Origin of the sequence: Enterobacter sp. V89_11, from assembly GCF_029967775.1 — a bacterium.
Classification (GTDB): domain Bacteria; phylum Pseudomonadota; class Gammaproteobacteria; order Enterobacterales; family Enterobacteriaceae; genus Enterobacter; species Enterobacter ludwigii.
This window is the reverse complement of record NZ_JASCAN010000021.1, coordinates 36,434-47,951: the sequence shown is the minus strand read 5'-3', so window position 1 is coordinate 47,951 and position 11,518 is coordinate 36,434. Positions and strand designations below refer to the sequence as shown.

Genomic DNA, 11,518 nt, shown 5'->3' with positions numbered 1-11,518 from the left:
CCGTTGTTCCGTGTCAGTGGAGGCGCATTATAGGGAGTTATTCTGAAGTGACAAGCACAAAATACAAAAAACTTTTCGTTCGCTCACTTTTCAAACTTCACGCCTATTTAAGCCGCGAATCGCCTGATAAATGTGCGATCTCCCGCGCAAAACTGGCGACCTGCGACCAGTCGGTATACACCACCTCTTTGCGCGTATCGGTTTCGCCACCGGTCATCTTCATAATGAGGCGAATCATAAAGCGGTCATACCAGCGATAGCGCGGATAACGCAGCGCGCCGGCAAAGACGGCGCTGATGTCCGGCTGCCACGGAGAGCTCAACAGAAACTTGCGCGTATAGCTGTTGGTCTGCGGCGTACGTTTCTCAGGTTTACGCGCCACCAGATTGACCGAGTAAAAAGCCCCGGGCAGTTTATTGAGCACTGCCGTATGCTTTTTCACAAAACGATCCAGCGCCGGATGGAAATGCCCGTAACGAATAGACGCGCCAATAACCACACGGTCGTAATCCTGCCAGGCTATCTGCTCCGTGCGGTTCAGGTTCACCACATCAGAGTAAATCCCCAGCTCTTTTAATTCTGAAGCCAGATATGAGGCAATCTCACGCGTTTGCCCATCCCGCGTAGAGAAAAGAATAAGTGTTTTCACCGACGACTCCTTACTCGCGCCAGAATGTTGGGGTGAACAGCACCAGCAGCGTAAAGACCTCCAGACGACCAAACAGCATGTTGGCGATGAGGATCCATTTCGCGACCGGGTTCATACTGGCAAAGTTATCCGCCACAACCCCCAGGCCAGGCCCGAGGTTATTCAACGTTGCAACGACGGAAGCAAAGGCAGAGAAATCATCCACCCCCGTCGCGATAATCGCCAGCATACTGACGATGAAGACCAGCGCATAGGCCGAGAAGAACCCCCACACCGCTTCAAGAATACGTTCCGGCAGGGCACGGTTACCCAGTTTGATGCTGTAAACCGCGTTCGGGTGGACCAGACGTTTAAGTTCACGGTTCCCCTGCTTAAACAACAGCAGAATACGAATCACCTTCAGGCCACCGCCCGTCGACCCCGCACAACCCCCGATGAACGCAGAACACAGCAGCAGTACCGGCAGGAACAGCGGCCAGCGCGCAATACTGTCCGTTGTAAAACCGGCGGTGGTTGCCATCGACACCACCTGGAAGAATGCCTGATTTAACGTAGTCAACGCGGAGTTATAGACATCGTGGAACCACAACACCACGGTACAGATGATGACCAGCGTAAGCTGGACACCAATGAACATGCGAAACTCCGGGTCACGCCAGTACACCTTCAGGCTACGCCCGCTGAGTAAGGAGAAGTGCAGACCGTAGTTACAGCCGGAAATCAGCAGGAAGATGGCAATGATCGTGTTAATGGTGGGGCTGTCGAAGTAACCCACGCTGGCATCGTGGGTCGAGAACCCGCCGATGGCGATCGTCGCAAAGCTGTGCCCGATAGCGTCGAATGCAGGCATCCCGGCAAACCATAACGCTAACGCACAGGCGACCGTCAGTAAGACATAGATAAGCCACAGGGTTTTCGCCGTCTCGGCTATGCGCGGGCGCATCTTGTTATCTTTCAGTGGGCCCGGCATTTCCGCACGGTAGAGCTGCATCCCCCCGACGCCGAGAATAGGCAGGATGGCCACGGCCAGGACGATGATCCCCATCCCCCCGAACCATTGCAGCATCTGGCGATAAAAGAGAATGGCGTGCGGTAAGGAATCTAGCCCGACTAGCGTGGTCGCCCCGGTCGTCGTTAAACCCGAGAACGATTCAAAAAACGCATCCGTGACGGTCAGATTAGGCTGCTCAGAGAAGATAAAGGGTAGCGCACCCACGCTTCCCAGCACTGTCCAGAACAGAACAACAATCAGAAACCCTTCGCGAGATTTCAGCTCACCCTTTTGACGACGGTTTGGCCACCACAGCAGAGAGCCAATCGCCAGCGCGACAAAGAAGGTCTGGGTAAATGCCCGCCCCGCGCCGTCCCGGTAGATAAGCGCTACCAGTCCTGGGAGAATCATCGTCCCGGAAAAAAGTATGACCAGCAGTCCAACGATTCGGGTAATGGCACGAAAATGCATCTCTGCCGCTTCCTTTGGTATTCAAAAAAGTGAGGTGGGGATTATTCTTCAATCGGCAGCAATTGCAACGAACCGCGACTAAAATCCGCCAGCTTTGCTGAAAAAGCAGCCAGTTCCGCCTGCGGAAGCGCCACACGCAGTTGCACCATTGCCTGATAGTCACTGTGCGCGATGACGCCGTTAAACTGCTTTAGCAATGCCTCAATGCCGGATAACTGGCCATAATCGCACAGTAAAGTATATTCGGTGAGCGGCGTTTTGCGGGTGGTAATCAGCATATTCAGTGCCTGCTGAACCCCACCGCCATACGCTTTAACCAGTCCACCCGTGCCTAATAAAATACCGCCGTAGTAGCGAACGACCACGGCGGTGATTTCACCCACGCCGCTGCCCATCAACTGGGAGAGCATGGGTTTACCGGCTGTGCCTGCCGGTTCACCGTCATCGGAAAACCCCAGCTGTTGTGAATCGTTCGGCGGCCCTGCCACCCATGCCACGCAATGGTGACGTGCGTCAGGGTGCTGCGCGCGAACGGACTCAACAAACGCTTTTGCCGCCTCAACGCCGTCGGTATGTGCCAGCAGCGTAATGAATCGGCTCTTCTTAATTTCCTCAACAAAGGTGACCGGTTCAGCCGGTATCAGCCAGCTATCCATCAGGCCAGCTTCAGGTCTCGCGTCATATTCTCAATACCGTTTTCGTGGATCACCACGTTGTCTTCGATACGAATACCGCCAAACGGTTTCAGCGCTTCAATTTTGTCCCAGTTGAAGTGCTTGCTGAACGGGCCTTCACGCCATGGCGCTAACAGCGATTCGATAAAGTAGATACCCGGCTCGATGGTCAGCACCATACGCGGCTCAAGAATACGCGTGCAGCGCAGGTAAGGATATTTAGACGGCGCGGCCAGGTGCGTACCGGTATCGTCCTGCATAAAACCGGCAACATCATGAACCTGCAGACCCAGCGGGTGACCAATACCGTGCGGCATGAACGGCCCGGTCAGATCGTTTTCCACCATCGCCTCTTCGCTCATGTCTTTCACGATCTGGTGCTTACGCAGCAGTTTAGCGATGCGCTGATGGAACTGGATGTGGTAATCCACATAGCTGGTTCCCGCTTTCATGGTGCCAATAAGCGCCAGTTGCTCATCGTTAACGTCTTTAATCAGTTGTGCAAAATCGGTATCCGCATTTGCCGCCCAGGTGCGGGTCAGGTCGGCCGCATAGCCGTTGTACTCTGCCCCGGCGTCCAACAGGAAGCTGCGCATCTCGGATGGCACCTGGTGATCGAGCCTGGTGTAGTGCAGAACGGACGCATGCTCATTCAGCGCGACGATGTTGCTGTAAGGGACATCAGTGTCACGGTGGCCGGTGGCGGTCAGATACGCCTGGTTAATATCGAACTCGCTCATGCCAGACTGGAACGCTTCATGCGCAGCACGGTGACCATTTACCGCCGTTTTTTGCGCTTCACGCATGCAGTAAAGTTCGTAGTCGGTCTTATAAGCGCGATAGTAGTGCAGATAATCCAGAACCCCTTTCGGATTGAGTTTATCCGCCGGAATATCCAGACCGAGCGCACGCTCGGGAACCGGGCCAATATAAGCAATGTTGCCGCGCCCGGCTGGCAGGAGGCTGCCAATGCCATCGGCTTTTGGTAAAGCGATAACGTCCACTTCTTCCGTCCAGAAGCTGGTCGGCAGCGGCTCAACGTTGTGCCAGTAATCGACAGGCAGATAGAACCACAGTTTCGGCTTGTTCACCCCGTCCACCAGCAACCAGCAATTTGGGACCTGCGTGACCGGCACCCAGGCTTTGAACTGCGGGTTGACCTTAAACGGATACGCATGGTCATCCAGGAAGGTGTTAATCAGCTCTCCGGAGTGGATTAACAGCGCATCCAGCTTAAAGCGCGCCAGTACATCACGGGTACGTTCCTGTAGGGTAACGATATGATTTTTATAAAGCGAAGCCAGTGAGTCCATCTTTCTTCCTTTCATTTTTCTGAGCTCAAGTCATCGCATCTTAGCACACCTGACTCCGACTGCGTGATTTCCACCGACCGTGATCAATGCAGCAATTTCTTAATGAGAAATTTGCATTTTATTAACATAAATTCCACACTCCGTCTCATCTGGTATGACCAGATCCACTTGCTGGATTCAGGAGACTGACATGCTCTACAAAGGCGACACCCTGTACCTCAACTGGCTGGAAGATGGCATTGCCGAACTGGTGTTCGATGCCCCCGGCTCAGTCAACAAGCTTGATACCGCGACGGTGGCCAGTCTTGGCCAGGCGCTGGATGTGCTTGAAAAACAATCTGAATTAAAAGGACTGCTGCTGCGCTCAAACAAAGCGGCTTTTATTGTCGGTGCAGATATCACCGAATTCCTTTCACTGTTCCAGGTCCCGGAAGAACAGCTGAGCCAGTGGCTGCACTTTGCCAACAGCGTCTTTAATCGTCTGGAAGATTTGCCTGTTCCGACAGTCTCCGCCGTTAACGGCTACGCGCTGGGCGGCGGCTGCGAGTGCGTGCTGGCAACCGACTATCGTCTGGCCACGCCAGACCTGCGCATCGGCCTGCCGGAAACAAAGCTGGGCATCATGCCAGGCTTTGGCGGTTCCGTACGTATGCCACGCATGCTGGGTGCCGATAGCGCCCTGGAGATTATCGCCGCCGGTAAAGATGTCGGGGCGGAACAGGCGCAGAAAATAGGCCTGGTGGACGGTGTGGTTAAACCAGAAAAACTGATTGAAGGCTCCCTCGCCATTCTGCATCAGGCCATTAATGGCGACCTCGACTGGAAAGCCAAACGTCAGCCGAAGCTGGAACCGTTGAAACTCAGCAAAATTGAAGCCGCCATGAGCTTCACCATCGCCAAAGGGATGGTGTTGCAGACGGCAGGCAAACACTACCCCGCGCCCATTACCGCCGTTAAAACGATTGAAGCCGCAGCCCGCTTTGGCCGTGATGAAGCGCTGAAACTGGAAAACCAAAGCTTTGTTCCGCTGGCGCACACTAATGAAGCTCGCGCACTGGTGGGCATCTTCCTGAACGATCAATTCGTGAAAGGTAAGGCGAAACAGCTGACCAAAAATGTTGAGACGCCAAAACAGGCGGCGGTACTCGGTGCAGGCATTATGGGCGGCGGCATCGCTTATCAGTCGGCCTGGAAAGGCGTGCCTGTGGTGATGAAAGACATCAACGAGAAATCCCTGACGCTGGGCATGACCGAAGCGGCCAAGCTGCTGAATAAACAGCTGGAACGCGGCAAAATTGACGGTCTGAAACTCTCAGGGGTGATCTCGACAATCCACCCGACCCTGGACTATAGCGGTTTCGACCGTGTGGATGTGGTCGTTGAAGCGGTCGTTGAGAACCCGAAAGTCAAAAAAGCGGTGCTGGCGGAAACCGAAGAGAAGGTTCGTCCTGATACCGTACTGGCCTCAAACACCTCCACCATCCCGATTAGCGAACTGGCAGGCGTTCTGAAGCGCCCGGAAAAGTTCTGCGGTATGCACTTCTTTAACCCGGTGCACCGTATGCCGCTTGTCGAAGTGATCCGTGGGGAAAAAACCTCTGACGAAACGATCGCCAAAGTCGTGGCATGGGCCAGCAAAATGGGCAAAACCCCAATCGTGGTCAACGACTGTCCGGGCTTCTTCGTCAACCGCGTGCTGTTCCCGTACTTCGCCGGTTTCAGCCAGCTCCTGCGCGACGGTGCGGATTTCCGCAAAGTCGACAAAGTGATGGAAAAACAGTTCGGCTGGCCGATGGGTCCGGCGTATCTGCTAGATGTGGTCGGCATTGACACCGCACACCACGCCCAGGCGGTGATGGCGGCAGGCTTCCCGCAGCGCATGCAGAAAGATTACCGCGACGCCATTGACGCCCTGTTTGACGCCAGCCGCTTTGGTCAGAAAAACGGCCTGGGCTTCTGGCGCTATAAAGAAGACAGCAAAGGTAAACCGAAGAAAGAAGAAGACGAGGCGGTGGATGGCCTGCTGGCCGACGTCAGCCAGCCGAAACGTGACTTCACCGACGATGAAATCATCGCCCGAATGATGATTCCAATGATCAACGAAGTGGTGCGTTGCCTGGAAGAAGGCATTATCGCCAGCCCGGCAGAAGCCGATATGGCGCTGGTGTACGGCCTCGGCTTCCCTCCGTTCCACGGCGGCGCGTTCCGCTGGCTGGATACGCTCGGCAGCGCCCGTTATCTCGATATGGCTCAGCAGTACCAGCACCTCGGCCCGCTGTATGACGTGCCGGAAGGTCTGCGTAACAAAGCGCGCCATAACGAACCCTATTACCCAGCAGTTGAGCCAGCCCGTCCGGTTGGCGAGCTGAAAACGGCTTAAGGAGTCACAATGGAAAAGGTTGTCATTGTTGATGCGATTCGCACCCCGATGGGCCGTTCAAAAGGCGGTGCATTCCGTAATGTGCGCGCGGAAGACCTCTCCGCGCACCTGATGCGTAGCCTGCTGGCGCGTAACCCGGCACTGGATCCCGCTGCGCTCGACGATATTTACTGGGGCTGTGTACAGCAAACCCTCGAACAGGGCTTTAACATCGCCCGTAACGCTTCGCTGCTGGCGGAGATCCCGCATTCAGTTCCGGCGGTGACCGTTAACCGTCTGTGTGGTTCGTCAATGCAGGCGCTGCACGACGCGGCACGCATGATCATGACCGGTGATGCGCAGGCCTGTCTGGTCGGCGGCGTGGAGCACATGGGCCACGTGCCGATGAGCCACGGGGTTGATTTCCACCCGGGTATGAGCCGTAACGTGGCGAAAGCGGCGGGAATGATGGGCCTGACCGCTGAGATGCTTTCCCGCCTCCACGGCATCAGCCGCGAAATGCAGGATACCTTTGCCGCGCGCTCCCACGCACGCGCCTGGGCCGCAACGCAGTCCGGCGCATTTAAGCATGAGATCATCCCAACCGGTGGTCACGATGCTGACGGCGTTTTGAAGCAGTTCAGCTACGATGAAGTGATTCGCCCGGAAACCACTGTAGAAACCCTTTCTACGCTGCGCCCGGCGTTTGACCCGGTCACCGGTACGGTAACGGCAGGCACCTCGTCTGCCCTATCTGACGGGGCCGCCGCGATGCTGGTGATGAGTGAAAGCCGTGCCCGCGAGTTAGGCCTGACGCCTCGTGCCCGGGTGCGTTCGATGGCGGTGGTGGGTTGCGATCCGTCCATTATGGGTTACGGTCCGGTGCCGGCCTCGAAGCTGGCGCTGAAAAAAGCAGGCTTAACCACCAGTGATATCGATCTGTTTGAGATGAACGAAGCCTTTGCCGCGCAGATCCTGCCGTGCATCAAAGATCTGGGCCTGATGGATCAGATAGACGACAAGATTAACCTCAATGGCGGCGCGATCGCCCTCGGTCACCCGCTGGGTTGTTCCGGGGCACGCATCAGCACCACGCTGATTAACCTGATGGAACGCAAAGACGCTCAGTTTGGTCTGGCGACGATGTGTATCGGGCTGGGTCAGGGTATCGCGACGGTATTTGAGCGAGTGTAAATCTTCGAGGGGTTCTTACAGCCAGTGTCGCCAGAACACGGCGGCACGCGAGCGGCGCCCGATGCGCTTACGGAAGTAAGGGATTCGGGTGAGCACGCGCAGCCATCGCAGTTATGGCGCCAGTGGCGAAGAGATAAAGTTTAGTTGCCGTTCTTCCCGCCTGTCAGGGGCGGGTTTTTTATTTAAATGAACGCGAACGCATCGCCGAAGAGACGGTCTTCACGCGCGTCACGTTCGTTGCAGAACAGGTCACGGGCAATTTTCGCCATCTCAAAACGGCCAGCAATATAGATATCATGTCCCGCCAGCGTGCCGTGATCCTGCAGCACCGCCGTCAGTACCGTACCGCTGCGCCCACGCCAGCCCTCTTCAGGCTGCTCCACCACCGGCTCAATGCGCAGGTGTGGATGATTGACGCTTAATGCTTCCAGTTCAGAGAGGTCGTAGAGATGTTTCTCTTCGCGGCCGCCCCAGTAGATGGTGATATCGCGATCCGGGTTACGCGCCAGGGCCGTCAGCAGGATAGAGCGCACATAAGAGAAACCCGTTCCCCCCGCAATCAGGATCAGCGGACGGTCTTCATCTTCACGCAGCCAGGCATCACCGTGAGGAATATCCACCACGATTTCACGTTCTTTCAGAATGCGGTCCATGACGGCCATCGCATACAGGTTAAGCTCAGACGCACCAATATGAAGCTCAATAAATTCCTGCTCTGCTGGCGTAGAAGCCATAGAGAAGGGACGCTTATCACGCTCATCCATCACGACCATCAAGTACTGACCGGCGCGGAAAGAGAATGCCGCTTCAGGCACTAAACGGACGCGATATACGGTGTCGGTGATAGCATCTACCGAGGTCACTTTACAGCTTAAGGTTGTCATTCGCTCTCTCTGTCGTGAAGTCTATAGGGCTTAACGGCCTGTTTCAGGTTTACCGTTATTCATTATGGCCAGTTCATCCCAGATCGCGTCAATGCGCGCGGTCACGGCAGGATCTTTTTTGATCGGTCGACCCCATTCACGCTCGGTTTCGCCGGGCCATTTGTTTGTGGCATCCAGTCCCATTTTTGAGCCAAGGCCGGAGACCGGCGAGGCAAAATCCAGATAATCTATCGGCGTGTTTTCGACTAACACCGTATCGCGCGCCGGATCCATTCGCGTAGTAATAGCCCAGATAACGTCATTCCAGTCGCGGGCGTTAACATCATCATCGCAGACAATAACAAATTTGGTATACATAAACTGGCGCAGGAAAGACCATACGCCCATCATCACGCGTTTAGCGTGACCAGGATATTGCTTCTTCATCGTCACCACCGCCAGGCGATACGAGCACCCTTCTGGCGGCAGGTAAAAATCAACAATTTCCGGGAACTGCTTTTGCAGGATCGGCACAAACACTTCGTTCAGCGCCACTCCCAGTACCGCCGGTTCATCCGGTGGACGTCCGGTATAGGTGGAGTGGTAAATCGCATCTTCACGCTGGGTGATGTGCGTGACGGTAAACACCGGGAAGTTATCAACTTCGTTGTAATAGCCGGTGTGGTCACCGTATGGCCCTTCCGGTGCCATTTCGCCCTGCTCAAGGTAACCTTCCAGAACGATCTCCGCGCTGGCAGGAACTTCAAGGTCATTAGAAATACACTTCACGACTTCGGTTTTGGTTCCGCGCAGCAGGCCTGCAAAGGCATATTCGGACAGCGTATCCGGCACTGGCGTTACCGCCCCCAGAATCGTGGCCGGATCGGCGCCTAACGCAACGGAAACTGGGAAACGCTCGCCCGGGTGTTCAGCACACCACTCCTGGAAATCCAGGGCGCCGCCACGATGTGACAACCAGCGCATGATGAGCTTATTCTTGCCAATCAGCTGCTGGCGGTAAATACCCAGATTTTGTCGCTCTTTGTGCGGACCACGCGTGACAGTGAGCCCCCAGGTGATAAGCGGCGCAGCATCTTCAGGCCAGCATTGCATGACAGGAATTTTTGTCAGATCCACCGCATCGCCTTCCAGCACTTTCTGCTGACACGGTGCGCCGCGCAGACGTTTGGTTGGCATGTTTAGCACCTGCTTAAACTGCGGCAGTTTATCGAACAGATCGCGGAAACCTTTCGGTGGCTCTGGCTCTTTCAGAAACGCCAGCAGTTTACCCACTTCGCGCAGCGCCGTGACGTCCTCCTGTCCCATCCCCAACGCCACACGGCGCGGTGTACCAAACAGGTTGCACAGCACCGGCATCGAATACCCTTTTGGGTTTTCAAACAGTAAAGCGGGGCCACCGGCACGCAGGGTGCGGTCAGCAATTTCTGTCATTTCCAGATAAGGATCAACAGGAAGTGTAATGCGTTTGAGTTCGCCCTGCTTTTCCAGCAGCGTCAGGAAGTCGCGGAGATCGTGGTATTTCATGCAGTTAGTCATGGCCTCTCTGTAAGCGCTTCATTATACGGCGTAAGCCTGCTTGATGCTGTAATTTTGTTAAATTAGCGTGAACTTATGCATTCTGTTCCCTTTTCCCCCATTATAATCAACTTAGCGATCCCGCCAGGGTTTTGATATGCTTGCGCCCCGAACTAAGGGAAAGAGTGATTATGCAGGCCTGGTATTTACTGTATTGCAAACGCGGGCAACTTCAGCGCGCGCAGGAACATCTTGAACGTCAGTCTGTAAATTGCCTGACACCCGTGATCACGCTTGAAAAAATGCAGCGCGGGAAGCGCACGACCGTCAGTGAGCCATTATTCCCGAACTATCTGTTCGTTGAGTTCGACCCGGAAGTGATTCACACCACGACCATCAGCGCCACACGCGGTGTCAGCCACTTTGTGCGTTTTGGCGCTCACCCGGCCACGGTTCCGTCAACGGTGATTCATCAGCTTTCGGTGTACCAGCAACCTGAAGGCATCACCGATCCGGAAACCCCCTACGCAGGCGACAGCGTCGTCATCACTGAAGGGGCTTTCGAGGGCTTACAGGCGATTTTCGCCGAGCCTGACGGTGAAGCACGCTCCATGCTGCTGCTCAACCTGCTGAATAAGCAGGTATTGCAGAGCGTGAAAAACACCGACTTCCGCAAAGTTTAAACGTCTATCCCGAACAGGCGACGCACGTTGTCATCCGTCTGTGCGCACAGCCAGTGCGGGTCTTCTCCGCGCCAGCGCGCTACGCTCTCAAGAATATGCCCCAGATAGGCCGGTTCGTTACGTCGAGAAGCCGGTTTGGGTTGCATATCTCGCGGCAGCAGATAAGGTGCGTCGGTTTCAACAAGCAAGCGGTCCGCCGGGATCACCGGCAACAGCTCGCGAAGCTCAAGCCCGCGACGTTCATCGCAAACCCAGCCGGTAATGCCCAGATATAACCCGCGTTCCAGACAATCCAGCGCTTCCTGCCGTGAACCGGTAAAGCAGTGCAGTACCGCACCGGGCAGTTTATCGAGCCAGGGTTCCAGTAAGGCGAGGAAGCGCTCATGCGCGTCACGGCAGTGCATAAACACCGGCATTCCAAGTTCCGCCGCCAGGGCGAGCTGGGCGGTGAAGGCGTTTTCCTGTTCGGCTGGTGTGGAAAAGTTACGGTTGAAATCGAGACCGCATTCGCCAATGGCCACGACTTCAGGGGTTTGCGCCAGCCTGTGTATGATTTCAGCGCTCTGCGGCGTCCACTGGCTGCTGTCATGAGGATGCACGCCAGCGGTTGACCAGCAGCGATCATAGCGTTGAGCAAGCTGTTGCGCCTGCTCGCTTTCATGCAGGTTGGTTCCCGTCAGAAGCAGTCCTTTCACCCCGGCGGCAAAAGCACGCGCGACGACCTCATCGCAGTCTTTCGCAAACTGCGAGCTGGTCAGGTTGAGTCCGATATCAAACATGCGATT

General features: G+C 55.5%; 10 protein-coding genes. 3 read left to right on the top strand and 7 right to left on the bottom strand.

Going from position 1 to position 11,518, the window contains the following annotated elements:
* Positions 1–103: 103 nt before the first annotated feature.
* The 4 genes from hemG to pepQ are packed head-to-tail and all read right to left on the bottom strand — an operon-like array spanning position 104 to position 4,098.
* The gene (gene hemG / locus QLG09_RS15945) at positions 104–649 is read right to left on the bottom strand and encodes a menaquinone-dependent protoporphyrinogen IX dehydrogenase (protein WP_020882866.1); all 546 of its coding nucleotides are present in this window, start codon (positions 647–649) and stop codon (positions 104–106) included.
* 10 nt (positions 650–659) lie between these two features.
* The gene (gene trkH, locus QLG09_RS15940) at positions 660–2,111 is read right to left on the bottom strand and encodes a Trk system potassium transporter TrkH (protein ID WP_025202793.1); all 1,452 of its coding nucleotides are present in this window, start codon (positions 2,109–2,111) and stop codon (positions 660–662) included.
* A gap of 41 nt (positions 2,112–2,152) precedes the next feature.
* Complete coding sequence (locus QLG09_RS15935) at positions 2,153–2,767, bottom strand: IMPACT family protein (protein ID WP_020882868.1); 615 nt, start codon at positions 2,765–2,767, stop codon at positions 2,153–2,155.
* On the bottom strand, positions 2,767–4,098 hold the full coding sequence (pepQ, locus tag QLG09_RS15930; RefSeq protein WP_020882869.1) for a Xaa-Pro dipeptidase: 1,332 nt from the start codon (positions 4,096–4,098) through the stop codon (positions 2,767–2,769). The genes QLG09_RS15935 and pepQ overlap by 1 nt, the downstream gene beginning before the upstream one ends.
* 190 nt (positions 4,099–4,288) lie before the next feature.
* Here pepQ and fadB point away from each other — a divergent pair, with 190 nt between their 5' ends.
* Positions 4,289–6,478 (top strand): fatty acid oxidation complex subunit alpha FadB, encoded by a 2,190-nt coding sequence (fadB, locus tag QLG09_RS15925; RefSeq protein ID WP_073397791.1) that lies wholly within the window; start codon positions 4,289–4,291, stop codon positions 6,476–6,478.
* Between the two features lie 9 nt (positions 6,479–6,487).
* Positions 6,488–7,651, top strand: coding sequence for an acetyl-CoA C-acyltransferase FadA (gene fadA, locus QLG09_RS15920; RefSeq protein WP_014172105.1), 1,164 nt, complete (start codon positions 6,488–6,490; stop codon positions 7,649–7,651).
* A 182-nt stretch (positions 7,652–7,833) separates the two neighbouring features.
* On the opposite strand, the gene fre is transcribed toward fadA, so the two are convergent.
* Entirely contained in the window at positions 7,834–8,535 is a 702-nt protein-coding gene (gene fre, locus QLG09_RS15915; RefSeq protein ID WP_014172106.1) for an NAD(P)H-flavin reductase, read from the bottom strand.
* A 30-nt stretch (positions 8,536–8,565) separates the two neighbouring features.
* The gene (gene ubiD, locus QLG09_RS15910) at positions 8,566–10,071 is read right to left on the bottom strand and encodes a 4-hydroxy-3-polyprenylbenzoate decarboxylase (RefSeq protein WP_014172107.1); all 1,506 of its coding nucleotides are present in this window, start codon (positions 10,069–10,071) and stop codon (positions 8,566–8,568) included.
* 170 nt (positions 10,072–10,241) lie between these two features.
* Between ubiD and rfaH the strand changes: the two genes are divergently transcribed.
* The gene (gene rfaH, locus QLG09_RS15905) at positions 10,242–10,733 is read left to right on the top strand and encodes a transcription/translation regulatory transformer protein RfaH (RefSeq protein ID WP_020882871.1); all 492 of its coding nucleotides are present in this window, start codon (positions 10,242–10,244) and stop codon (positions 10,731–10,733) included.
* Here the strand turns inward: rfaH and tatD are convergent.
* Positions 10,730–11,512: a 3'-5' ssDNA/RNA exonuclease TatD gene (tatD, locus tag QLG09_RS15900; protein ID WP_049021981.1), complete on the bottom strand. Its 783-nt coding sequence runs from the start codon at positions 11,510–11,512 to the stop codon at positions 10,730–10,732. The genes rfaH and tatD overlap by 4 nt on opposite strands.
* Positions 11,513–11,518 lie beyond the last annotated feature (6 nt).